25 protein-coding genes, 1 other RNA gene and 1 other annotated feature are annotated in these 25672 nt (G+C 36.6%); of the genes, 3 read left to right on the top strand and 23 right to left on the bottom strand.

All coding sequences use genetic code 11. The annotated features are described in order from the left end of the window. The first annotated feature begins 185 nt into the window (after nucleotides 1-185). Entirely contained in the window at nucleotides 186-797 is a 612-nt protein-coding gene (locus EDC24_RS01990; RefSeq protein WP_124219275.1) for an RsfA family transcriptional regulator, read from the top strand. A 69-nt stretch (nucleotides 798-866) separates the two neighbouring features. On the opposite strand, the gene ssrS is transcribed toward EDC24_RS01990, so the two are convergent. The 10 genes from ssrS to EDC24_RS01940 all read right to left on the bottom strand — a co-directional run bounded on the left by ssrS (nucleotide 867) and on the right by EDC24_RS01940 (nucleotide 13284). After that, a non-coding RNA gene (ssrS, locus tag EDC24_RS01985) (6S RNA) lies at nucleotides 867-1048 on the bottom strand. Between the two features lie 92 nt (nucleotides 1049-1140). Further along, nucleotides 1141-2913 carry an aspartate--tRNA ligase gene (gene aspS, locus EDC24_RS01980; protein ID WP_124219273.1) on the bottom strand — a complete coding sequence of 591 codons (1773 nt, stop codon included), beginning with the start codon at nucleotides 2911-2913 and terminating at the stop codon, nucleotides 1141-1143. A 12-nt stretch (nucleotides 2914-2925) separates the two neighbouring features. Further along, a complete protein-coding gene (gene hisS / locus EDC24_RS01975) occupies nucleotides 2926-4194 on the bottom strand; it encodes a histidine--tRNA ligase (protein WP_124219271.1) in 1269 nt (422 codons plus the stop codon). Between the two features lie 111 nt (nucleotides 4195-4305). Further along, nucleotides 4306-4532 (bottom strand) — a binding site (T-box leader). Between the two features lie 54 nt (nucleotides 4533-4586). Beyond that, nucleotides 4587-5030 (bottom strand): D-aminoacyl-tRNA deacylase, encoded by a 444-nt coding sequence (gene dtd, locus EDC24_RS01970; RefSeq protein ID WP_124219269.1) that lies wholly within the window; start codon nucleotides 5028-5030, stop codon nucleotides 4587-4589. Nucleotides 5031-5045: 15 nt separating this feature from the next. Then, nucleotides 5046-7238 carry a RelA/SpoT family protein gene (locus EDC24_RS01965; RefSeq protein ID WP_124219267.1) on the bottom strand — a complete coding sequence of 731 codons (2193 nt, stop codon included), beginning with the start codon at nucleotides 7236-7238 and terminating at the stop codon, nucleotides 5046-5048. Between the two features lie 154 nt (nucleotides 7239-7392). Next, a complete protein-coding gene (locus tag EDC24_RS01960; protein ID WP_124219265.1) occupies nucleotides 7393-7905 on the bottom strand; it encodes an adenine phosphoribosyltransferase in 513 nt (170 codons plus the stop codon). Then, nucleotides 7895-10210, bottom strand: coding sequence for a single-stranded-DNA-specific exonuclease RecJ (recJ, locus tag EDC24_RS01955; RefSeq protein WP_124219263.1), 2316 nt, complete (start codon nucleotides 10208-10210; stop codon nucleotides 7895-7897). The genes EDC24_RS01960 and recJ overlap by 11 nt, the downstream gene beginning before the upstream one ends. Nucleotides 10211-10273: 63 nt before the next feature. Next, nucleotides 10274-10594: a LapA family protein gene (locus EDC24_RS01950; protein WP_124219261.1), complete on the bottom strand. Its 321-nt coding sequence runs from the start codon at nucleotides 10592-10594 to the stop codon at nucleotides 10274-10276. A 96-nt stretch (nucleotides 10595-10690) separates the two neighbouring features. Then, nucleotides 10691-12964, bottom strand: a complete 2274-nt coding sequence (gene secDF / locus EDC24_RS01945) for a protein translocase subunit SecDF (RefSeq protein WP_124219259.1) — start codon at nucleotides 12962-12964, stop codon at nucleotides 10691-10693. A gap of 35 nt (nucleotides 12965-12999) precedes the next feature. After that, the gene (locus EDC24_RS01940; protein ID WP_124220349.1) at nucleotides 13000-13284 is read right to left on the bottom strand and encodes a post-transcriptional regulator; all 285 of its coding nucleotides are present in this window, start codon (nucleotides 13282-13284) and stop codon (nucleotides 13000-13002) included. A 142-nt stretch (nucleotides 13285-13426) separates the two neighbouring features. Between EDC24_RS01940 and spoVB the strand changes: the two genes are divergently transcribed. Beyond that, complete coding sequence (spoVB, locus tag EDC24_RS01935) at nucleotides 13427-14971, top strand: stage V sporulation protein B (protein ID WP_124219257.1); 1545 nt, start codon at nucleotides 13427-13429, stop codon at nucleotides 14969-14971. On the opposite strand, the gene EDC24_RS01930 is transcribed toward spoVB, so the two are convergent. Both EDC24_RS01930 and EDC24_RS01925 read right to left on the bottom strand, forming a co-directional pair. Then, nucleotides 14968-15609, bottom strand: a complete 642-nt coding sequence (locus EDC24_RS01930) for a YetF domain-containing protein (protein ID WP_124219255.1) — start codon at nucleotides 15607-15609, stop codon at nucleotides 14968-14970. The genes spoVB and EDC24_RS01930 overlap by 4 nt on opposite strands. Nucleotides 15610-15687: 78 nt before the next feature. Further along, a complete protein-coding gene (locus tag EDC24_RS01925; RefSeq protein WP_124219253.1) occupies nucleotides 15688-16971 on the bottom strand; it encodes an ArsB/NhaD family transporter in 1284 nt (427 codons plus the stop codon). A 125-nt stretch (nucleotides 16972-17096) separates the two neighbouring features. On the opposite strand from EDC24_RS01925, the gene EDC24_RS01920 reads away from it, so the two are divergent. Further along, nucleotides 17097-17465, top strand: coding sequence for a TIGR04086 family membrane protein (locus tag EDC24_RS01920; RefSeq protein ID WP_124219251.1), 369 nt, complete (start codon nucleotides 17097-17099; stop codon nucleotides 17463-17465). A 180-nt stretch (nucleotides 17466-17645) separates the two neighbouring features. Here the strand turns inward: EDC24_RS01920 and yajC are convergent, their stop codons facing one another. The 11 genes from yajC to EDC24_RS01865 all read right to left on the bottom strand — a co-directional run bounded on the left by yajC (nucleotide 17646) and on the right by EDC24_RS01865 (nucleotide 25539). Next, nucleotides 17646-17909, bottom strand: coding sequence for a preprotein translocase subunit YajC (gene yajC, locus EDC24_RS01915; RefSeq protein ID WP_124219249.1), 264 nt, complete (start codon nucleotides 17907-17909; stop codon nucleotides 17646-17648). 15 nt (nucleotides 17910-17924) lie between these two features. Further along, entirely contained in the window at nucleotides 17925-19064 is a 1140-nt protein-coding gene (gene tgt, locus EDC24_RS01910) for a tRNA guanosine(34) transglycosylase Tgt (RefSeq protein WP_124219247.1), read from the bottom strand. Nucleotides 19065-19079: 15 nt separating this feature from the next. Beyond that, complete coding sequence (gene queA / locus EDC24_RS01905) at nucleotides 19080-20108, bottom strand: tRNA preQ1(34) S-adenosylmethionine ribosyltransferase-isomerase QueA (RefSeq protein WP_124219245.1); 1029 nt, start codon at nucleotides 20106-20108, stop codon at nucleotides 19080-19082. A 15-nt stretch (nucleotides 20109-20123) separates the two neighbouring features. Continuing rightward, complete coding sequence (locus EDC24_RS01900; RefSeq protein WP_124219243.1) at nucleotides 20124-20321, bottom strand: DUF2905 domain-containing protein; 198 nt, start codon at nucleotides 20319-20321, stop codon at nucleotides 20124-20126. After that, nucleotides 20322-21320 (bottom strand): Holliday junction branch migration DNA helicase RuvB, encoded by a 999-nt coding sequence (gene ruvB, locus EDC24_RS01895; RefSeq protein WP_124219241.1) that lies wholly within the window; start codon nucleotides 21318-21320, stop codon nucleotides 20322-20324. A 16-nt stretch (nucleotides 21321-21336) separates the two neighbouring features. Further along, nucleotides 21337-21945, bottom strand: coding sequence for a Holliday junction branch migration protein RuvA (gene ruvA, locus EDC24_RS01890; RefSeq protein WP_124219239.1), 609 nt, complete (start codon nucleotides 21943-21945; stop codon nucleotides 21337-21339). 118 nt (nucleotides 21946-22063) lie between these two features. Continuing rightward, nucleotides 22064-22783 carry a YebC/PmpR family DNA-binding transcriptional regulator gene (locus EDC24_RS01885; protein WP_124219237.1) on the bottom strand — a complete coding sequence of 240 codons (720 nt, stop codon included), beginning with the start codon at nucleotides 22781-22783 and terminating at the stop codon, nucleotides 22064-22066. Between the two features lie 18 nt (nucleotides 22784-22801). Further along, nucleotides 22802-23560, bottom strand: coding sequence for a (S)-benzoin forming benzil reductase (locus EDC24_RS01880; protein ID WP_124219235.1), 759 nt, complete (start codon nucleotides 23558-23560; stop codon nucleotides 22802-22804). 51 nt (nucleotides 23561-23611) lie between these two features. Continuing rightward, nucleotides 23612-24112 carry a YhcN/YlaJ family sporulation lipoprotein gene (locus EDC24_RS01875; protein ID WP_124219233.1) on the bottom strand — a complete coding sequence of 167 codons (501 nt, stop codon included), beginning with the start codon at nucleotides 24110-24112 and terminating at the stop codon, nucleotides 23612-23614. Between the two features lie 51 nt (nucleotides 24113-24163). Further along, on the bottom strand, nucleotides 24164-24922 hold the full coding sequence (gene nadE / locus EDC24_RS01870) for an NAD(+) synthase (protein ID WP_124219232.1): 759 nt from the start codon (nucleotides 24920-24922) through the stop codon (nucleotides 24164-24166). Nucleotides 24923-24990: 68 nt separating this feature from the next. Next, a complete protein-coding gene (locus tag EDC24_RS01865) occupies nucleotides 24991-25539 on the bottom strand; it encodes a LysM peptidoglycan-binding domain-containing protein (protein ID WP_124219230.1) in 549 nt (182 codons plus the stop codon). Nucleotides 25540-25672 lie beyond the last annotated feature (133 nt).

Genomic DNA, 25672 nt, shown 5'->3' with positions numbered 1-25672 from the left:
ACTCCTATAGTTTTCTATTTTACTATAATTGAAGGATTATTGGCGAATAATAGTATTAAAACCTAATATTTGAGCTTTATATAAATCATTTCTTGTAAAATTTAGTTAAAACATATGTATATATTGAATTCAGATTGCGCATGATAGAAATAGAGCACTAACACTAGTAAAAGGAGATGAAAATTGTGGTCAAAGTAAGACAGGACGCATGGTCTCATGAAGATGATTTACTACTCGCTGAAACCGTATTACGTCATATAAGAGAAGGTAGTACTCAATTAAATGCGTTTGAAGAAGTTGGAGATAAACTAAATCGAACGGCTGCGGCATGTGGTTTTCGTTGGAACGCAGAAGTGCGCCAAAACTATGAAAAAGCAATAGATTTAGCGAAAAGACAACGAAAACAACGCAAGCAATCTGAAAAACAAAAACAAGCCGTGACTCGAAAAATGAAAACGGTAGCTTCAAAGGCTAGTTATTCAAATGCGGACTCACCTTCAATAGATTCGATTATTGCTCAGTTACAAGAATTAAAGTCTAACGAAGTTAAAGTCAATGCAGCGGAAGTTGAGCAATTAAAAGAAGAAAACGATCGTCTGAAGGAAGACAACATGTCATTAGAACGTGATCTCGAAAAATTAAAGAATGAATATGAAACGTTACAAGAAGATTATCAAACCTTCATATCCATTATGGAACGGGCTCGAAAAATGGTTGTGTTAGATGATGATTCTTCCCTATCTTCACCAGCTTTTAAAATGGAGAAGAATGGCAACTTACAACAAATCGCAAAATAAGAACTAACAAAAAGTTAAGGCTATTTGCAAGAAGCAAATAGCCTTTTTAATTTAACGTTCATTATGTAAAACAATCCCAATTGTGCCGTCAATCTGGTTATAGTTTTGAACCCGCTCTAAGCAGGTGGGTGTCCTGTTCCATGTTTTGTAAGTCCTACATGAGGCATTTACGCCGCATGGAAACAACAGACTCCCTTTTCTATAAGTGTTCGGTCAAAACGTGTAAAGATCAACGCACACATTAGGATTGTTTTTGTGTTCATTTGTTTGTGTAATTGAATAATAGCATAATACAAAAATCAATTCAACAACAGACAAGTAGTAAATTAGATGTATTTTTTTCCTATTCTGCTGACTTCTTATTAAGCTTTAAGTTCAGTTCATCTAATTGATTAGAACTCACCTGTGATGGCGCGTCTGTTAATAAATCTGATGCTGAAGCTGTCTTAGGGAATAATATAGTATCCCTTAAGTTAGTCTTTCCAGCTAAAATCATAACCGTTCGGTCTAACCCTAAAGCAATACCGCCATGAGGAGGCGCGCCAAACTCTAATGCTTCAAGTAAGAAACCAAACTGTTCATTTGCTTCTTCTTCAGTAAAGCCTAAAGCTTTAAGCATTTTTGCTTGTAGGTCCTTTTCGTAAATACGTAATGAACCTCCACCAAGTTCATAACCATTTAGAACCACATCATAAGCTTGTGCCTTAACATTAGCTGGGTCATCTTCAATTCTGTCTATATCGGTTAATTGTGGCATCGTGAAAGGGTGGTGCGCTGCATGATATCGATTTTCATCTTCATCGTATTCAAACAACGGCCAATCCGTTACCCATAAGAAATTAAGCTTTGATTCATCAATTATGTCTAATTCTTTTCCTAGCTTTAACCTTAAAGCACCTAGACTGTCTGCAACAACATTCGTTTTATCAGCTACAAATAGTAATAAATCTTGATCTTCTGTATCTAGCTTATTAGATAGGGCTTCAACTTCGTCTTGTTCAAAGAATTTAGCAATTGGACCTGTAAATGAACCTTGATCAACTTTAATCCAAGCCAGACCTTTTGCGCCATAGACTTTTACAGCCTCTGTCAGTTTATCAATGTCTTTTCTTGAAAACTGATCAGCAGCACCTTTAACATTGATTGCACTTACTTTACCGCCCGATTCAACTGCGCTCTTGAATACATTAAAACCGCTATTTTTCACAACATCATTTACATTAACTAATTCCAAACCAAAGCGTGTATCTGGTTTATCGGAGCCGTAGCGCTCCATCGCTTCGTCGTAAGTCATACGTGGAAATGGTGTCGGGATTTCAACATCTTTCACATCTTTTACAACTTGTTGTAACATCTCTTCTGTTAGGTCCATAATTTCTTCTTGGTCCATAAAAGATGTTTCAATATCAAGTTGTGTAAATTCTGGCTGGCGGTCTGCTCTTAAATCTTCGTCTCTAAAACAACGAGTGATCTGAAAATAACGCTCATAACCAGAGACCATTAACAATTGTTTAAATAATTGTGGTGATTGTGGTAGAGCGTAAAACTCACCAGGGTGTACACGACTTGGAACTAAATAGTCACGAGCTCCTTCTGGCGTACTTTTTGTTAACATAGGTGTTTCCATTTCATAAAACCCATGATGACCTAAATATCGTCGGAATGATTGGGAAATCTCGTGACGTAATTTCATTGTTTCTTGCATTTCTTGACGTCTTAGGTCCAAGTAACGGTACTTAAGTCGAACTTCTTCTGTTGCATCAGTGTCATCCTCAATCTGAATTGGAAGAGCTTTAGAACGGTTTAAGATCGTTACATCATGTGCGACAACTTCAATCTCACCTGTTTTCATTTTGGGATTCACGGTTGCTTCATCACGTTTTTTGACAGTACCTTTAACTTCAATGACGAATTCACTTCGTAATTTTTCAGCTACTTCTAAAGCTTCTTTATTGTTATCTGGATTAAAAACAACTTGAACAATACCTGAACGATCCCTAAGATCAACGAAAATTAAACCGCCCAAGTCTCTTCTTTTTTGAACCCACCCTTTCAATAATACGTCTTCTTCAACATACTCTGATGTCAAATGTCCACTATGTGTTCGTTTACCCATGATGTTACCTCCTTAAAAACCTGCTTTAATTTCATCAGTCATTTGGTCAAATTCAATCGTTTTTTGATCACCTGTTTTTAAATTCTTAACATTAGCTACACCTTGTTCAAGTTCTTCTTCACCTAAAATAATAGCGTATGTAGCACTTAGGCGATCAGCTGCTTTGAATTGACCTTTAACCTTTTTATCTAAATAATCCTGATCAACTTTAATCCCATTTTTTCTAAGTTTATAAACAATATCAGACGCTTTATATTTAGATTCTTGTCCAATGGCTATAACATATGCATCTACTGATTCATCTTGTTCAAGCTCAATTTCTTCTGCATCCAATGCCATAATTAGTCGTTCTATACTTAAGGCAAACCCAATACCTGAAATACTTGGCCCGCCTAATTCTTCAATTAATCCACTATAACGACCACCGCCAGAAAGTGTTGTAATTGAGCCAAAACCTTCTGCTTCGCTCATAATTTCAAACGCTGTGTGCGTATAGTAATCTAAACCACGAACTAATGTATCATCCACAACGTATGGAATTTCCATTTCATCAAGATGTCTTTTAACCTCTTCGAAATAAGTGGATGATTCTTCGTTTAGATGATCTAAAATCGATGGAGCTGTTTTCATCGCGTCGTGATCTTGATCAACTTTACAATCTAATAGACGAAGTGGATTCTTCTCTAAACGACTTTGACAATCTTGGCATAGTTCATCTTTAACGGGTTTAAAATGTTCTATCAAAGCATTTCGGTGTGCTTGACGACTTTCCTGATCACCTAGACTGTTTAGGACTAGTTTTAGTGACTTTAATCCTAATGCTTGATAGCAATCCATTGCAAAAGCCATAACTTCAGCATCAATAGCTGGGCTGGCGCTTCCAATAGCTTCAATGCCGAACTGAGTAAACTGTCTAGTTCGACCTTGCTGTGGACGTTCGTAACGGAACATCGGTCCCATGTAATATAGCTTCGTCGGTTGATCAGGTGACCCATGGATTTTATGTTGTACATACGCTCTTGCAACCGAAGCTGTGCCTTCTGGTCTTAGAGTTAGACTTCTTCCACCACGATCTTCAAATGTATACATCTCTTTTTGAACAATATCGGTTGTGTCTCCTACGCCGCGTTGGAATAGCTCTGTTCGTTCAAAAATGGGCGTTCTAATTTCTTTATAATTATAAAGTTGCGCAAGATGGTTTAAGCGCTCCTCAATGACTTGCCATTTTCTAGTTGCTTCCGGTAATAAATCTTCTGTACCTCGTGGAACATGAATATTCATCGCTTGCCCTCCTAATTAAAATTTTTTTATAAACCTAAATGTTGCATTTAACACTGGTTATATTCAGAACCTTCTAAAATAAAAAAGTCCCTATCAATGTCTAAAGACATTGATAGGGACGAGTATATACCCGTGTTGCCACCCTGGTTAGAATGTGTATACATTCTCACTTGTTTAAGTTAACGCTTTTCGCGGCTGACACCTACTACCATTAGCGGCTTCGATGTAGCACCTCCAGAATGTCATTCGTAAAAGCTAACGTTTTAGGTTTATTTTCAGCCTCGATAAACCCTCTCTGTAAAGTTAAACTTTACTACTCTTTCCTTCATTGGTTTTACGTATTTAAATGTTTTTCTTATCATAAGACGCTTTTAAATTCTTGTCAAGCATTTCTACTGATCCGTATCTAAGATTAACGTCACAGGCCCATCATTTAATAAGGAAACCTTCATATACTCCTGGAATACACCAGTTTCAACAGGTACACCTTGCTCTTTAACAGTCTCGTTAAACTTCTCGTACATATTATTAGCAAAATCAGGCTTTGCTGCTTGCATGAAGTTAGGTCTTCTTCCTTTTCTACAATCACCATACAGCGTAAATTGAGAAATAGATAAGACTTTGCCTCCAATTTCTTTGACAGACAGATTCATTTTTCCATCATCGTCTTCAAAAATTCTTAAATTGGAAACTTTATCAGCGAGAAACTTTACGTCTTTATCTGTATCTTCATGTGTGACACCTAAGAAAACGAGTAAGCCGTCTTGAATATCACCTGTTGTCTCTTCATTTACATCCACACTCGCTTGTGTGACTCGTTGAACAACTGCTCTCATTTCATATCTAACTCCTTAGTGAATCGTTCGTTGCACTGTGAAGACATCTCTAATTTGCTTAATTCGATCAACAATTTTCTTTAAATGTTCAACATTATGAATTAAAATTGTTAAATTAATCGTCGCCATTTTATTACGATCTGATTTTCCGTTGACGGCTGTAATGCTCGTATTCGTTTCGTTAACGACTTGTAAGATTTCATTTAATAATCCGCTTCTGTCAAACCCATTAATCTCTAAGTCAACACTATAACTTTTTTGATTTTGACGTTTGTCCCATTCTACTTTAATCAATCTCGTTTCATCTTCATTCGAAATATTCGGGCAATCACTCCGATGAACGGATACGCCTCGACCTCTAGTGATGAAACCAACAATTTGATCTCCCGGAACAGGGTTACAACAACGAGATAAACGGATTAGAAGATTGTCTACACCTTCAACGACAACGCCTGAACCTGATGAATTATTTTTGCGGTTTTCAACTTCCTGCTGCATCTCTTTAATCGAATTCTCTAAGTCAGTGGCTTTTTCTTGCTCTCTTAGTTTTTCTGTAACTCGGTTAGCCACTTGTTGAGCCGTGACACCTTGGTATCCTACTGCAGCGTATAAGTCCTCTGTATTATTGAAATGGAACCGATCAAGTGCCAATTGAATATTTTCGTCCGTTAACACTTCTTTCGGCTCAAATCCAAGATTTTTAATTTCAGATTCGACGGCTTCTTGACCTTTTTGAACATTTTCTTCTCGACGTTGCTTCTTAAAGAATTGTTTAATTTTATTTTTGGCTTGGGACGTTTGTGTGATCTTAAGCCAATCTTCTGATGGGCCATAGGAATGCTTAGACGTTAGCATCTCTACAATGTCACCCGTCTTAAGCTTATAATCAAGCGGCTCCATTTTGCCATTGACTTTAGCACCTATCGTTTTATTACCCACTTCAGTATGAATTCGATAAGCAAAGTCTAATGGAACTGAGCCTCTCGGAAGTTCAATAACATCACCATTAGGCGTAAAAACATAAACCATATCAGAAAAGAAATCGACCTTTAATGATTCCATAAACTCTTCAGCATCGTTGGTTTCGTTTTGCCATTCTAAGATTTCTCGGAACCAAGCCAACTGACGTGACATATCTTCTTGTTTTTCAGCACCGGTTTTACCTTCTTTATAAGCCCAATGTGCCGCAATACCGTATTCAGCAATTTCATGCATGTCATGTGTTCTAATTTGAACTTCTAATGGTTCACCTTTAGGTCCAATGACTGTCGTGTGTAAAGACTGATACAAATTAGGCTTTGGCATGGCAATATAATCTTTAAAGCGACCTGGCATCGGTTTCCAACAAGTATGGATAATACCGAGAACCGCATAACAGTCTTTAATGCTTTTCACGATTACACGAACGGCTAATAAGTCGTAAATTTCGTTAAAATCCTTCTTATCGTAAACCATTTTTCGATAAATGCTATAAATGTGTTTAGGGCGTCCTGAAATTTCAGCCGTAATATTTACATCTGCTAACTGTGAGTTAATTTCATTGATGACTTGTTCGATATACTCTTCTCGTTCTTCTCTTTTTTGTCGCATTAAGTGAACAATTCGATAGTATTGTTGTGGGTTCATATAACGTAAAGCAGTATCTTCAAGTTCCCATTTTATTGTGGAAATACCTAAGCGATGGGCTAAAGGTGCAAAGATTTCGAGTGTTTCATTAGAAATTCGCCTTTGCTTACTTTCTGGTAAATGCGATAACGTTCTCATATTATGTAGTCGGTCGGCAAGTTTTATTAAAATAACACGAATATCCTTAGCCATAGCGACAAACATTTTCCGGTGGTTCTCAGCTTGTTGTGCTTCTTTAGATTTATATTTAATTTTCCCTAATTTCGTTACACCGTCTACTAATAATGCAACTTCTTCACTAAAATCTTCTTTTAAGTCGTCAAACGAAATTTCTGTATCTTCTAATACATCGTGTAAAAATCCACTAGCAATTGTTGCCGGATCCATCTCTAGTTCAACTAGAATTCCCGCAACTTGTACTGGATGTATAATGTAAGCCTCTCCCGATTTACGAACTTGACCTTCATGAGCTTTTTCAGCGTACTCAAAGGCAAGACGAAGCATAGACGTATGCTCTTCGTTTAAATATCGGCTAGCATCATTTAATACATCTTCAATTGTCTTTGTTTGATGTTTTGCCATACAATCACCTAGTCATCCATATTCATAAGTCGTCTGCTAATTTGTTCTTTGTTTTATTATTAATAATATATCGAAAATTGTAAAGTCAATTTGCCCTTTTTATTTTCTAGTTTACAATACCGGCTGACTCAATCGGAGCCAGCCGGTATATAATTTAATATTGCATTAATGTTAAAATATCGTACCCTTCAAGCTTTTCACGACCATTTAAGTATGTTAATTCAATTAAAAAGGCGCAGCCTGCAACTTCGCCGCCTAACTGTTCCACTAGATCAATCGATGCTTCTACAGTTCCACCCGTTGCTAGTAAATCATCGATGATTAACACACGTTGACCTGGTTTGATCGCATCTTTATGAAGTGTTAGAACGTTTTCTCCGTATTCTAGCCCATAATCAACTTTGATCACATCACGTGGCAGCTTGCCTTCTTTTCGCACAGGCGCAAACCCGATCTCTAGAGCATATGCAACTGGGCAGCCTACAATAAACCCTCGTGCTTCAGGTCCTACTACAATATCTACATCCTGCTTTTTAGCATATTCTACAATCTCATCGACAGCAGATTTAAACGCTGTTCCATTATCCATTAGCGTCGTTATATCTTTAAATTTAATTCCTTCTTTTGGCCAATCCTCTACAATCGTAATGTACTCTTTATAATCCATGTACAACTTCTCCTTCCTTGAATTGAGGCATCATCGCTTCAAGCATCCATTGCTTCAATTCGTCTGTCTTGGAATAATATAAGACTTTTTCAATTTCAAGTTTTTCCATTTGTTGTCTATATGTGTTTGAATTCGTTAATGGTTGTTGTTGAGTATTCTTCTGTAGAACTATCTCACCATTGTTCATTGTAACAAAGTTCAATTCAAAAAACACTTCCAGCATAAAATCCAATTGCTTTAGACTCCAGCCCTTAGCTTGTGCCAACTGTGCTTTTTGTTTTTCATTGATCTTTTCATGTTTAGCTAACACCGTATACAATACCTTGAACTGTTCACGGTTAGTGTTTGATGAGAAAAACTGTCCATGATCATTTTGAAAGCAAGCATAAATGGCTTGATATTGATTTTGAGAAAGTATATGTCTTATATCGTCTAGTTGTTGTGGTAGATCAAGAAAAATAAGACATTCTGTCGTTTTTAAACGCTCATTAACTATTTGGATATCTGTATGATAATCCAAAACAGTGTGGTCTGATAACGTTGATTGGCCATTAAATGAAATCATCGTCGTTCCATCTTCTACTGGAATTTTTGATGAAAAATCTTTCCCACGATAATCGAAGACTTGTGTCTCCAAACACCTAATATCTTTTAATTTAATTTGTAATTTACGGTGACCATTCCATTCGTTAACTTCTATCTCACCCACTACATCAATCTTACTACCTGGTGTTAGTTGATCAGCGACGTCCCCAAGTTGAAAACCTACCATCTCAATTTGATTAGAATCACTTTGAGCATTGAGTTTAATATGGTTCTTTTTAGCACCTATTTTACGTATATCCATTAATGTTAAATGATTGATTTGAAAATATGGTTTAGTATTCCCCATACCATACGGTGCTAAATATTGTAATTGTCTAGGAAAATCTAAATCAACTTCTTCCCAATCTACTTCACCTTCAACCTCTAGTGATGGACGGAAATCTTCGTCTGATAATATGGAATCAGCCTGCTTATTTAGTGCTTGTCTAAGCGTATCTATCTGATCAACTGAAACAGTCATACCGGCTGCTTGAGCATGTCCACCAAACTGTAAAAATAAATGTCTTAGTTCCATCCCATTTTTGAAGATGTCATAGTTAGGAATACTTCTGGCACTTCCTTTAGCTTCATTTGTCTCAGGATCAATGCCTAAAACGATTGTAGGTTTGTAATATTTATTAACGATCCGAGAAGCAACGATCCCTAATACGCCTGGATTCCAACCTTCCTTAGCTAGAACAAGAACTTTATCATCTCGATAATGCGATTCGATTTCTTCAAACGCTTCTTCAGCTAATTCTGATACAATCTTTTGACGTTCCTTATTTAATTCGTCAATTTCACTAGCCATGTCTTGAGCAACCATTTCATCTTCTTCTAATAATAAATCTACGGCCAAAGAAGCATCTTGTAACCGTCCAACCGCATTTAATCTAGGCCCAAGAATAAATCCAATAGAATCCTCTGTCACATGGTCTTCTATTTTACCAACATCCATCAGCGCTCTAAGTCCTGGAATATTAGTATGTTTGAGTTCTTTTAATCCATTTTTAACAAGGACTCTATTTTCACCTTTTAACGGGACTAAATCAGCTACAGTACCGATTGCGACTAATGCAAGTAATTCTTTTGGGATTTCACCTAATAAAGCATGTGCTAGTTTAAACGCGACTCCTACACCTGCCAAATAATCAAATGGATAGTTATTTGCTAATCTTGGATGTAGGATGGCAAAAGCCTCAGGCATTTCATCCTGCTCTTCATGGTGATCCGTTATGATTAGATCCATTCCTAATTCTTTCGCCACTTTAGCTTCATTCGGCGCTGCAATACCCGTATCTACTGTAATGATTAAATTAATTCCAGCTGCACTCGCCTCTTTAAAAGCCGCTTCATTTGGTCCATAACCTTCAGTAAAGCGATTAGGTATATAATAATTAACTTGTGCTCCTAGTTGACGAAGTGTGCGTACTAAGACGGACGTTGCCGTAACGCCGTCAGCATCATAATCTCCAAATATTAAAATTTGCTCTTCATTAACAATCGCTTGATTAACTCGATCTACGACTTTATTCATATCTTCAAATTGAAAAGGATCATGTAAGTCATTTACATCCGCATGCAAAAATTGATTGGCTTCATCTGTTGATTGAATACCTCTTCTTGCTAACATGCGTTTTATGACGTTTGAAACAGGTAAATCTATATCTGGTGTATATTCTGCTTTATGTACGACCCAATTCATTTTACTTTCTAGCATAAGTTCACCCCTGACGAAATTATTATACTAGAGCTCATCAGGGGTATCAATGAGATATTAATATTAAACTTCTTCTTTACCATTTTCGTCATTTGTTGAATCGTCAATAGACTCACCTGTTTCTTCTTGTTGATGCTTTATCAATCTTTGATTTTCTGCTTTTAACTCCTTAATTTCACGTTGTAACTTATAAATTCTTGAAAAACTAAACCCTACTATTAGTAAAGTACCCATCAGTACGGACAGTAATATAACTAAAATTAATGGCGCATCTGTCGTCATAAACAGAAAGTCAACTTCTACCGTATCGACATTAATAATAGCAAAGACCGCAATAATAAGTGCAAAAACAAGCGATAAAATAATCCACGATTGCTGTTTCATTTAAACAACTCCTTTGTCCTTTATTCAAATTATACCTTAAACCTTGTTCATAATAAAAACAGACTGACCTTTAAGTGAGATCAGTCTGTTTTGTTATTAAACTTGTGGTCCATCATTTTTTTGTTTCTTTCGGAAGTCAACAGGTTTCTTATTGAGCATCTTACCTCTCCACACTAACCATAGCTGTGATGCTAGGAATAAGGAAGAATAAGTACCTGCGAGTAACCCTACAATTAATGCAAACGCGAAATACGTAATGGCTTGGGCACCAAATATGAATAACATTAAGGCTGCAAATACAACCGTAATCACCGTGTTAAAACTACGTGCTAATGTTTGCATTAAACTCTTATTGACAACACTTGCAAGATGACTAAATGACTTGACTCGTTTTTCAAGTCGCAAGTTTTCCCGTATGCGGTCAAACGTCACAATCGTATCGTTAATAGAATAACCTACAATCGTCAGTATCGCCGCAATAATGACAATACTAAACTCGAATTGGAAGATACTGAACAATGCTAGGATAAAGAATGCATCGTGTAATAAAGCGATAATTGATGTGATCGCAAAGAACATTTCGAATCTAAAGGCGACATAAATGATAATGCCAATAGATGCATAAAGGACTGCTTGAATAGCGTTCATAGCTAATTCCTTACCAACTTTAGGTGTAACAGTGCTCACATTCGGTTCATTACCATATAAATCAGCAAAATGTGAATTGACCTCTGCTATCTCTTCTTTATTTAATACCGTATCAAACCTAACTTGTCCAATTTCTTCGTTGTCTCCTGCTAATACAACCTGTTTTGGTTCATAGCCTAAATCGTTAAACTCTTCTTCTACTTGCTCTGTTGTCAGCGGCTGATCGGCTAATACTTCAACTCGAGTACCACTCACAAAGTCAATTCCAAGGTTCAAGCCTCTGAATATTAAGAATCCAGCACCAATCACAATAAGTGCAATGGAGATGATAAAGAATTTCTTTCGATGTTTAACAAAATCAAACGATTTACCTAAGAAATGAGCTTCAACTTCTTCACCTTTAGCAATATCTTTAATTTCATCAGGCTTAACGCCAAACCATTTTGGCCTCTTATTTAAGAATTTACTCTTAACCCATAATCCTAATAAAATTCTAGTTAAGAACACAGCTGTTATAAAGCTCAATAACAGACTGATGATTAACATCGTCGCAAAACCTTTTACGGCACTCGTACCAAAGATAAATAGGACAATGGCAGCTAGCATCGTAGTGATATTCGCATCCAATATCGTACCTAAGGAACGTTTATTACCTGCGCTAAATGCGGCTCGAATCGATTTTCCTGATTTCAGTTCCTCTTTTAACCTCTCATAGGTAATAATATTAGCATCAACCGCCATACCAACACCGAGTACAAGTGCTGCAATTCCTGGAAGTGTCAACACACCATTGATTAAGTTAAAAACTAATAAAATTAAGAAAATATATACAGTTAGCGTAATAGAAGCCACAGCACCAGCAAATCGATAATAAGCAATCATGTATAAGAAGATTAATAATACACCAATTAAACTAGCCATAACTGTTTTATTTAAAGCTTGCTCACCGAATTGCGCACCGACAGAAACAGAATAGATTTCATTTAAATCAGCCGGTAATGAGCCTGCGTTAAGTAAGTCTGCTAATTGTTTGGCTTCATCGACTGTAAAGTCTCCTTCAATCATCACATCAGTACCTGGTATAGGATCACTAATTCCCGGGGCTGATATTATTTTACTGTCTTCTTCAGATTTTTTAATTTCTTCTTCAAATGTATTTCCTTCTTCGTAATCAAGCCATATAGCCATACGATTATCAGGCTTTTGCATGACTTCACGAGATACCGCTTCAAAGTTTTCGTATTCACTGTTTTCAAAAGAACGTTTTACCTGTAGGGTAACAATCGGTCGATTAGTTTCTTGATGGTAATCTTGTTGTGCGCTACCTCCTACAATCTCAGAGCCATCAAAATATAGCTGGTCATTAACCCCTCTAAATGAAAGTTCCGCAGTTGTTGATAGAATTTCTCTAGCTTCATTCTGGTTATCGACACCTGCTAATTGTACCCGTATCCGGTCATCACCCTCTATGTTAATTCTAGGTTCATTAACACCTAAAATATCAACACGTTGATAAAGTGATTCAACAACAGCATCGAGCATATCGTCAGTAACTTCTTGATCGTCTTGTTGAGATTTAACTTCATATAATAGTTCGAAACCACCTTGTAAATCTAAGCCTAAGGGAATCCCTTTGGCAATATTCGAAGTGGTTGAACCTACTAACCCACCTAATATGATCACAATTAGAAAAAAGGCGGCTATTCTGCCTTTTCTACCCATATGTATGTCCTCCTAACCTTCCTGGTTCATGTCAATTATTTTTCTGCTTTATTTAATGCTTCGATCTGGGCCATTAAATCAGAATGTTGCTGACTTTGTACCGTTAAATAACTCATGTACACATTATCACTTAAATGCAGAATATCTTGGATGACTTGATAAAGTGGGAGCTCTTTATTCTTTTTCCACACTTTTTGCTTTAGGCAATCCCAAACCTCCATCTGATTCACACCATCATAACCTAATAATTCAAGCTCATTAACTTTACTCTCAATGACGTCTTTTATATAAGGCCTCCACACATCTACATGTTGCACCATTGGTTCCAATTTAGGAATCCCCCTTTAATTAATAGGAGCATAAGCTTCTCTATTCAAAAGTCAATGTCATGACTTGTACATCCATCAGCATATATATTATTGTACCGAAATTTCATCTTTTTGAGAAGGTAGGCTCATAAAAATGTCAAAACAAACATTCATAAAAGGAGCTCTAATCTTAATCATTGCAGGTATGATTAGTCGTTTACTTGGATTTATTAATCGAATTGTCCTAGCACGTTTGCTTGGTGATGAAGGTGTTGGAGTCTACATGCTCGCCTTACCTGCGTTATTTTTAATGATTACACTATCTCAAATTGGCATCCCCGTTGCCGTTTCTAAATTAATTGCTGAAGCTAATATCCAAAAAGACCAAAAACGTATTAAAAGAATTTTATATTTATCATTTTCTATAACAACGAGTTTAAGTGTTATATTAACTGTTCTATTTATTCTATTAGCACCTATTGTGTCAAAACATCTTTTATTGGACGAGCGTACGTATATTCCGATGCTCATGATTAGTCCAATCATACCTATTATAGCGGTATCCTCTGTTTTAAGAGGCTATTTTCAAGGTATGCAAAACATGAAACCGCAAGCAACAGCACAAGTAATAGAGCAAGTTATTCGAATCGCCCTAGTGTTTTTATTCATTAAAATGATGCTCCCATATGGGATCGCCTACGCTGCTGGTGGAGCCATGTTTGCAGTTGTAATTGGCGAACTAGCATCGCTTGCTTATATTTATTACTGCTTTAAAGTCGATCGCAATCGACCTGTTTCAATATTTATGAAAGAAAAGTTTAGCCAACTAAGGCAAGTTTTAAATGATATTATGCACATCGCTATCCCTACGGCCGGGACAAGGATGATCGGTTCAGTGACTTATTTTCTTGAGCCTATCTTAGTATCCCAAAGTTTATTTATCGCGGGATACACAATTTCTCAAAGTACTGCTGCTTATGGACAATTAACGGGATATGTTCTACCTTTATTATTACTACCAACATTCATTACGCACTCATTATCTGTGGCATTAATCCCTTCAGTCAGTGAATTTAATGCCCTAAATCATAAAGGATCTGTTCACTATCGTATTAGACAAGCTCTGAGACTTTCTTACGCATCAGGTGGATTAGTCACCATTGTGTTCATGCTTTTTGCTCAACCAATCTTAAATTATATTTATGGAAATGTAAATGGGACTCAATTTTTAAGTTTTATGGCACCATTTTTCTTATTACTTTATTTTCAGGCACCATTACAAGCCGCCCTTCAAGCCTTAGATTATGCAAAACAAGCAATGGTTAATAGCTTAATTGGATCAGTCGTCAAACTGTCGACTTTATGGTTATTAGCAACTAAACCATCGTTTGGAATAGAAGGTGTTGTGGTTGCCATTATCGTTGGTATCATTGTTGTAACAGGTTTACATTTTGTTACATTATATAAAACCATTGATTTTAAACTTCCATTAGCATTGTCATTAAAGATGGTTGGACTGTTAATATTGGTATATTTCATAGGTTCGAAAATGCGAAATATCTGGTCGACTGATACCAATATAATAGGACTTGCTGGGATGATTGGTGTTTTAATAATGGTTTACTTTATTGGCCTTATTCTTCTTCGCATTGTATCAAAAGAAGAATGGCAGCAAATACGAAAGAGTAGTCGTATTTAATCTTTAAAATCAATAAATAATTTTTGATCATCGTTCATCTGAGCTAATGAAATATGCTGCGTGTCATGAATTCCTTTTTGACTCAGCATATTCATTAGCTCTTCTTTTGTCATATTAAGTTCTTCTAGTGAATTTTCTTGGATTTTTCCATCAACTATAATTGGATCAATAATCGATGGTGGACGGTCTTTTTTTTCAAACACAGAAAGCTTGCCACTCGTCTCTAGAATGGCAAGCTCTACATCTCTCAAATCAATAATCCCATTTTCCCTCAACTGAACTAATAAATCATCCATATTATAGCGCTGGCGTTTCATTTCTTTCTCATCTATGTTGCCGTTCTTAATAATAATCGATGGGTTCCCGTCAAGAAACGTACGAACTTTATTACTTTTTAATGAAAGATAGGCTGTTATAATCTGTACAGTCAATAGGACAGCCATTGGTGTTAATAACAAAATAAACGATTGGTCTGTGTTTTCTACTGAAAATATAGCAATCTCAGCCAATAAGATAAACACAACTAAATCCATGACACTTAATTCACCAATCTCTCTTTTTCCCATCAAGCGAAAAACGATAAAGATGGCAATATACACCCCGAATGTTCGGGCAGTTAAAATCCAAATTTCTTCCATGGCTAGCCTTCCTTTGTTGTATCTTGGTTTTAAACTAACCAAAATCCCTTTATGCTATGCAACTAGAAGGCTTTAACCTTACAGAAAGTAACGACCCACTACATATACAGATGAAATAGCTAAGGAAATCAATACGATAATTAAACCATAGAACATGAATTTGATAAAAGGAATCTTTTCCCCTTGAGTACTAGCAATCCCTGCAACAACCACATTAGCAGACGCTCCCAATAACGAACCGTTCCCACCTAAACACGCACCAAGCGCTAGTGACCACCATAAAGGGTCAATCGGGTTAACGCCAAATGATTGGAATTCCTCAATAACCGGAATCATGGACGCAACATAAGGAATATTATCAACAAACCCTGACAGAATCCCTGCAGACCATAAAATAACTAACGAAGACGTTAAGGAATCACCTTCAGTCCAATCGATAAACGTATAGGCAATATGATCAATAATACCAGCTTTCTCTAACCCTCCAACTAATACAAATAATCCCACAAAGAAAAATAACGTGGTCCATTCAACTTTTTGAAACACAACCTCACTTGATTCATCATTTTCAGAGATTAATAACATTAATAAGGCTGACATAATCGCAATCGTCGTTAATTCTATATGCAAAAACCCATGTAATGTAAAAGCCACAATTGTTAGAGTTAATATGGTAATAGATTGGTATAGTAATGGAGTCTTTTTTAATGAATCAGCTGGATTTAATGACTCGATTAATTGCTGATCCATTCGGTTGTCTTTAGATAAAGAGCGCTTAAAAATCATATATAACAACATCATCGTCACAGCATGAATGACGATAACAATTGGAGCAAGATGCACAATAAAATCTAAGAAATCTAAATAAGGAACGGCTTGTCCAATCATGATGTTCGGCGGATCGCCTATCATCGTGGCAGTCCCACCAATATTAGAACTTATAATGACATTGACTAAATAAGGAAAAGCTTTTAAATTTAATTGCCTAATCATATGTAATAAGACTGGAACTAATAATAAAACCGTTGTGACATTATCTAGCAAAGCAGACCCAATTGCTGTTAATATTCCAATCCAAAAAAATAGCGAAACAGGTCGTCCACTCACTTTTTTAATCATCCATAACGCAATAAATTCAAAAATGCCAGTTCGTTGCGTAATCGTGATCATCACCATCATAGAAAATAATAGCGCAATCGTACTCCAATCAACGTAAGATGATAAGGCCTCATCCCATGAAAAAATTCCAAATAGAACCATCAATGCAGCTCCAGTTGCTGCGATTAATGCACGGTTGATCTTGTCCATCAATAAAAAGACATAACTAATGACAAATATAGTGATAACAATTGTGGCTTCCATTTGTTCAATCTCCTTTTCTAGTCCCTTATCAAATAATTACGTCTTTTCTTGTACAAACATGCATATTTTATACTAAGAAAGCTCGATTAGGGCGTACAAATGAAAGGAAAAGGAGGATAAGATACATGAACGAAAGAATGAAAGCCAGTTTCATAGGTGTTGTTACCGTGATTGCTTTAATGTTAGTCAGTAGTTTAATCATTGCACTACTTGTTAATTTTACAGATATGTCAAGTTCCGCTTTTAGCTGGACAAGTTTCATTACGAGTGTGCTAGTCTTAATCGTCGGTGGTTTCTATGGCGGACGAAAATCAGAAGAAAAAGGTTGGTTAACCGGCATCATCGTTGGGGTAATTTATATCATTGGAATTATGATTTATCAATTTTTAGCACAAGACGCTTGGATGTACGAAAGCCAGGCCTTATACTTCCTGATCTTTATCGTCGCAGCCATAGTGGGTGGAATGCTCGGGGTCAATACGAGAAAAAATTAGTCCAGTTAAAAGAGCGCATAAACCTATTTAAAAAGGCGCATAAAATGAAGATTGGGTGCCGTTCGACAAAATTCACGGCGCATAAGTTTAAAAAATGGGCGCATAAATGGAAAATAGTAACGCATAAAATAAGCTTTGACGTAAAAAAGCCGACTCAACCATATTGAGCCGGCTTTTTGATTAACTAGATTGAACAACTTCACGTACCGCTGATCGGTCATATGTAAGTTTCGTTCCATCTTCAACTTCAAGGACTAATGAACCTTCATCTAAAGCATGTACAGTTCCATGAAGGCCGCCGATCGTAATAATACGATCTCCCTTTTGTAAGTTAGTTTGCATTTCTTTTACTTGTTTTTGACGCTTTTGTTGTGGTCGAATTAAGATCAACCAGAATAATAAAATGAATAGAATAATAGGTACTAAACTACTTAGTATTTCCAATTGTGCCCCTCCTTTCTAGAAATTCTTGGCATTAGGTTTATTAAAACCATACTGATCAAAAAATTGATCACGAAAATCGCCTAAACGATCTTCTTTTATGGCTTCCCTCACATTCTCCATCAATTTTACCAGAAAATATAGATTGTGATAAGTTGTAAGCCTTATTCCTAGTGTTTCGTTTGTTTTAATTAAATGACGAATATAAGCTTTTGTATAATTTCTACACGTATAACAATCGCAATTCTCATCAAGTGGCGTAAAGTCTCTTGCGAATTTAGCGTTTCGAACGACAACTCGTCCATTTGAAGTCATACAAGTCCCATTTCGAGCAATTCGGGTAGGTAAGACACAGTCAAACATATCAACGCCACGAATTGCGCCATCTACTAATGAGTCAGGAGATCCTACCCCCATTAAGTAACGTGGTTTATTTTGCGGTAACAGCGGACTGGTAAACTCTAGCACCCGGTTCATCACATCTTTCGGCTCACCGACTGATAAACCACCAATCGCATAGCCTGGAAAGTCCATTGATACTAAATCGCGTGCACTTTGCTTACGTAGATCCTCATATTCGCCACCTTGAATAATTCCGAATAACCCCTGTTGATCGGGCTTTTGATGAGCTTCTAAACATCTTTCTGCCCAACGGCTTGTCCGCTCAACAGATGATTTCATATATTCATGACTCGCAGGATATGGTGGGCATTCATCAAACGCCATCATAATATCAGACCCAAGCGAATTTTGAATCTGCATAGCGCCTTCAGGTGATAAAAATAACTTCTCACCGTTAATATGATTACGAAAATGAACGCCTTCTTCTTTAATTTCTCGCATATCGCTTAGACTAAAGACTTGAAAACCTCCTGAGTCTGTTAAAATCGACCCATCCCAATTCATAAATTGATGAAGGCCACCCGCTTCTTCTACGATATCTTCTCCTGGGCGGAGCCATAAATGATAAGTGTTGGATAATATAATATTCGCTCCGATGTCCTTTAATTCCTCCGGAGCCATTGTTTTAACGGTTGCTAATGTTCCAACCGGCATAAATACGGGAGTTTCAAAAGACCCATGAGGTGTCGTGACTCGCCCTAGCCTTGCACCCGTTTGTTTACATGTTTTTATTAATTCATAACTCACTGCTGTCATAATAAGTCACCTTCATTATAAAATAATCATCGCATCGCCAAAGCTAAAGAAACGATACCGTTCTTGAACAGCCTTATGATAAGCATTCAAAATAAAGTCCTTATTCGCAAATGCACTCACTAACATAATAAGTGTTGATTTTGGCAAATGGAAATTAGTAATCATCCCATCTATGGCTTTGAAATCGTATGGCGGATAAATAAAAATATCTGTCCACCCACTCGTTTCTTTAAATTGACCATTCTCATCACGAGCAATCGTCTCTAACGTTCGAACAGAAGTCGTACCAACGGCCACGATTTTATTAGGACCCTGTTTAGCTTCGTTTAATAAATCAGCCGTCTCTTGTGTCATTTGGTAGAATTCCGCATGCATATCATGTTCTTCAATATTGTCTACTTGAACCGGTCTAAACGTGCCTAGTCCAACATGGAGCGTGATATAAGCAATATGCACACCTTTAGCTTTAATTTGCTCAAGCAATTCTTGTGTAAAATGCAAACCCGCTGTTGGTGCCGCGGCTGAACCGACTTCTTCTGCATAAACCGTTTGGTAACGATCTCGGTCATCTAGTTGTTCTTTAATATACGGTGGCAATGGCATTTCTCCAAGTTTGTCCAATACTTCTAAAAAGATGCCCTCGTATTCAAAACGAATAACACGGCCGCCATGATCTTTAATACCGACACATTCGGCTTTTAAAAGTCCATCTCCAAATGTTAAACGTGTTCCGACCTTAACCTTTTTAGCCGGTTTAATTAAAACTTCCCATTCGTCACCTTCTAGTTGATTTAAAAGTAATGTCTCAACTTTTCCACCTGTATCTTCTTTTTGCCCAAAAAGTCTTGCCGGTAACACTTTTGTATTATTTAACACTAAGCAATCACCAGGGTTAAGGTAATCGATGATTTGATAAAAATAACGATGGTCAATTTGTTCATGTTCTCTATTTAAAACCATTAAGCGTGATTCCGCACGATTCATTAAAGGTGTTTGGGCTATTAATTCTTCTGGTAGTTCAAAATCAAAATCCTCAATATTCATGATGAATCACTTCCCTTATCTAAACCTACCTATAATAAAAAATATTAAGCTTAAAATAATACTAATCACAATAGAAGTTACAATCGGAAAATAAACTGTCGTATTCCCTTTTTTAAACGTAATATCACCAGGTAATTTTCCTATAAAACTCCATGATAAGCCAATAATGACTAACACAATTCCCATTATTACCAGGATTCGACCAAAATCCATTTATGATTGGACCTCCCTATCAAAGTGCTCATAAGCTTTCAACGTGGCTACTCGACCACGTGGTGTTCTTTGAATAAAGCCCTGTTGTAATAAAAATGGTTCATACACGTCTTCAATCGTCTGAGATTCTTCACCAATGGTCGCTGATATGGTATCCAATCCAACTGGACCACCTTGGAATTTATCAATAATACCTAATAAAAATTTATGATCAATATGATCTAATCCCGCTATATCGACTTGTAGCATACCTAGTGCTTCTTGTGTTGTTTTGAACGAGATGGTTGGTTCTTGTTTAACTTGAGCAATATCTCTTACGCGTTTTAACAAACGGTTAGCAATTCTAGGCGTACCACGAGAGCGTGACGCTATTTCATCTGCTGCTTCTGAATCAATATCGACTTCAAAAATATCTGCCGTCCTCTTTATAATCATGCTCAATTCTTCTACTTTATAAAACTCTAACCGACTTAAAACGCCAAAACGATCTCTTAAAGGTGCCGATAATAAACCTGCTCTTGTTGTTGCCCCCACTAATGTAAACGGTGGAAGCTCCAAACGTACTGAACGAGCTTCTGACCCCTGGCCAATCACAATGTCTAAAACAAAGTCTTCCATTGCAGGATACAAAATCTCCTCAACCGATCTAGGCAGTCGATGAATCTCGTCAATGAATAATACATCTCCCGCTTCAAGTGAGGATAAAATGGCTGCTAAATCACCTGCACGTTCAATAGCAGGACCAGACGTTGTTCTAAATTGAACTCCCATTTCATTAGCGATAATCGACGCAAGTGTCGTCTTACCTAAACCAGGTGGTCCATATAATAAAACATGGTCCAAAGATTCTTCGCGCATTCTAGCAGCTTCTATAAAAATACTTAAATTCTCTTTTGACTTCGATTGTCCAATATATTGAGCTAACGTAGAAGGTCTTAAACTTTGCTCTACGTCTTGGTCATCTCGTTGTAATTCACCTGATACCATACGATCATCCATTAGACTCACCTACTTTTTAACGCATTAATAATTGCAATCCCTTTTTGACAACATCATCTGTGGACTGTCCTTCATATGTTTTTAACTGATTAGAAATACCCTGTATTTCTCTTGCAGAATACCCCAACGCCTTAAGAGCTTCAACAGCCTCATCATAGTAGCCACTATCAGCAGGAGAGGCTTGATTCACCATCGAATCATCTGGTTGAGATACATGGCTCATCCATTCACTGACTTTTCCTTTTAAATCTAAAATCATTTGACGGGCAGTTTTCTTTCCAACACCAGGAAACTTCGTCAGAAATTGATCATCTTCTTGTTCAATGGCTTTAGCAAAGTCATATACCGATGATTGTCCTACAATGCTTAAGGCATTTTTTGGTCCAATCCCCGATACATTTAAAAGTTTTCTGAATAAGTCCTTTTCTTCTTCTTCTATAAAACCATATAACATTTGCATGTCTTCTCGAACATAGAAATATGTAAAAACCTGGGCCATTTGACCGACTTGTTGTTGAAAACGATAAGGATTCGGGCAATAGATCTCATAACCAATACCTGAAACCTCTAAAATGATAAAATCATCTTTAATCTCTGTCACTTCACCTTTTATGTAAGCGTACATGAAGCTCCTCCTAATCCCTTATATCCTAAAACAACTACTAATAGTGTAACACGAGATGATTTAAATGAGTGATATAAAAATGTGAAAACCTCTCCGCCATAGGGAGAGGCTCAACAGTTTATTCCATATTGTGATAAACTTCTTGCACATCATCTGAATCTTCTAGCATGTCGATTAGTTTACTCATATGATCTTGTTGTTCTTCAGAAACCGATGTATAAGTATCTGGAAACATCGTTAACTCTGCCGCTTCAATTGGGTATGATTGTTGAAGTTCATTTCTAACGTTTTCAAAATCTTCTACTGTCGTAAAGATTTCATAAACTTCATCATTAGCTTCAACCTCTTCGCATCCAGCTTCAATTGCTACTAGCATAAACGTTTCTTCATCTTCATCTACATGCTCTTTCTTAATGACAATATAACCTTTACGTTGGAACATAAAGGATACACAGCCATTCTCACCTAAGTTACCATTATTTTTTGAAAAGGCATGACGAACTTCAGATGCTGTTCTGTTCTTATTATCTGTTAACGTTTTAACCATAACGGCAACGCCTTCTGGACCATAACCTTCATAAATAATTTCTTCATAGTTTTCCCCATCAAGGTTACCAGAAGCTTTATTTATAGCTCTTTCAATATTATCATTTGGCATATTGTTTGATTTTGCTTTATCAACAGCCAATCGCAATGCTGAATTCGTTTCAATATCAGTTCCGCCTTCTTTGGCGGCTACATAAATTTCTTTTGCTAATTTCATGAACAGTTTTCCGCGTTGAGCATCCTTGGCACCTTTTTTATGTTTAATATTATGCCATTTTGAATGTCCTGCCATGATTTCTCCTCCCTTATCTTACTTCACTAAATCATAGACTTTATACACTTTTCCATTTTTAACCGCCTCTTTGTCCTGTATTAAACCTGTTAGGATATCGGCGACTTCTTTAGGGCTTCTTAATTGCCCTTCTTCTTTATATTGTTTGAACTGTTCGACGTTCTTGAAATCTTCCTCATCCGTACTTCGGATTTCCTTTTGCATGTCTGTATCCATAATTCCAGGACTGAAGGCGATATGTAGATCTTTCGAATTTGTCTCTTCCGCTTCTAAGGCAGCGGTTTGAGTATATAAATTCACTGCTGATTTTGTCGAACAATAAGCATTCCAACCATATACAGCTCTTTCACCAGCACCTGATGACACATTTACTACAAATAATCGATTTGCGTTTACATGTTTTTTTATCGTATTCACGATAATCATAAGCGATGTTAAGTTAACCGAAACATGTCGAGCAATATCATGACTCTCTAGTGAACCGACGGGACCGATAGGCGCTACCATGCCTGCGTTATTAACAATTAATAACTCTTCAACTGTCTGACCTTGAAGTTTTGTAATGATTTCATAAAGTGTATCATTGAGTTTTTCAAGATCACTTAGATCACATGAATGATGGTAATAAGACTTACGATTTTCATTAGCTAAATTTTTAAGCTCATTAGTTTTACGTTTTCTAGAGATAGTAAACAAGTGATAGCCCTGTTGAATGACATTTTTTGCGACTTCCTCACCTAACCCTCTAGAAGCTCCTGTGACAATTGCAAACTTCATTGTTTGACCTCCATTCGTATGTAAACGAAAAGGAGTAACCTCCTTTTCGTTTTAATCTTTCTTTCTGTTTTCGATTCGATTGTGAAACTCTTCGTTGATATTAACGATAATATCTGTTCGGTCAGTTATATTTTCCACTACTTCTTTAACTTTTTCAACCGTCTCTTCTTCATTCGAACGACTTTCTAATATAATATAAACATAAATTTGGTTATCCTGAACAGATACACCTGCATCTCTAACCTCGTCTAATTCGCGTAAATCGTAATAAATTTGACGATTTTGTTCGTTTCGTTCTCTAAATTCTTCATCGCGAATTCGATCGTTATTATCGGTATTACCTAGTGAATTATCTGTTTCTCGATCATAATAGTACTCATAGGGATTTTCGTACGTGTTATAACGTATTTTCTCCTCAGTACTTGGCTTTTGGTCGAGTTGAATATCTGTTGTTTGTTCACCGTCAGACCAACTTTCTTCCTGGTCTGGATTTACAAACGTACACGCACTAAGCAAACCTATACTGATCAATAACATAAGTTTCTTAAACATGAAAACACCTCCGTATTCATTAGTTTGAAATAAGAGGTGTTTATCATTCGTTTATTCTAATGTGAAATGATGGAAATCAGGTGGAGAAGCTGGTAATGCACGTTTATGCGCCGTTCGCTCATGCATGTTAATAATTTTCTTTTCAGCTTCATCATCAACTTTTTCACCTTCTAAGAAGGCATCGATCGTATCATACGAAATTCCCATCTCTTCCTCATCTGTTTGACCTTCCCATAATCCGGCACTAGGCGCTTTATTGATTACCTCATCAGGTACACCTAATTTATTAGCCAATTCACGTACTTCTGTTTTTGTATAATGTAAAAGTGGAACTAAATCCACGCCTCCATCTCCATATTTAGTGAAATACCCAGTATACCACTCTGCGGCATTATCCGTTCCTACCACTAAATAGTTATAATTTGTTGCGATGGTATAAAGCGTACTCATTCTTAACCTTGCGCGTAAATTTGCATCAGCTAAACGTTCTTTATCTGAATTCCAATCTTCTTTAGCTTCTAATCCTTGTTTAATACCATTAAATAACAAATCATGTTGATCCGTTAAATCAATGGTAACAGAATCAATTTCAGAAGTATTCACAACTAATTGAGCATCTTCTTCGTCTTTACCATGACTTTTACAAGGCATAATGACACCTAATGAGTTGTTAGGAAATGCTCTTTTAATTAAATGTGCAACAACTGAAGAATCAATTCCACCACTTAAACCAACTAACAATCCGTTGACATTAGCATCTTTTACTTGCATTTGTAGCCACTTCGTTAATTGCTCGATATGTTTTTCCATTTTTCATTCCCCTTCGTCTGCCAATACTAGTGCTTATTTTACCACATTGTAAATGACTAACTCAAAAGTTAATAGCTATAACCACCACAACCACAAGGATTATAAGGACGGTAATAGTTTTGATAATAAGGTTCCATATATGGATTGCCTGGGTAATAGTTGTATTGATTGTAATAAGGTGCATATCGATAATCAGTTGGGACTGGATTAGCTTGAACTGGGTATTCATATGTGCTCATGTATTGTGGGTACATATTAGGGTCCCACTGCACGTACTGTTCAGGTAAAAACTGTTGAATAAATTCATTATCTTGATCGTCGTCTATTGAAGAAATAAGTTTATCACTAAACACATATTCATCTTCTGCAATTCTTGGAAGGGCTTTAGGTTTATCTGGATTGTGTGGCGGAGCTAATCGTTTGTCGTTTACATTAATATCACTTGATCGATCGGCAAAAACAGGTTCTTTTAATGGTACTTTTACTTTCATTTTCGGCATCAGATCTTGATTAAAGTCTATGTGACGGTTCATCTCCTTTAATTCTTCAATTGAAAGGTCATATTCATTTGCAATATCACGGATCGTTTCACCTTTTTGGACAACATGAATTTTCATGGTGTCATCTCCTTTCACATAATGTTCCACTATCACATTATGCAAATACGAAAAAAAGTTGAGCGTTTGCCTAATTTAAATATGATATATAAAAGAAAAATCCCGCCTGATACACACCATATTATGTGTAGAG

The organism is Aquisalibacillus elongatus (assembly GCF_003843875.1).
GTDB lineage: Bacteria > Bacillota > Bacilli > Bacillales > Alkalibacillaceae > Aquisalibacillus > Aquisalibacillus elongatus.
The sequence above is the reverse complement of the archived record's forward strand: the minus strand, read 5'-3'. Positions and strand labels throughout refer to the sequence as shown.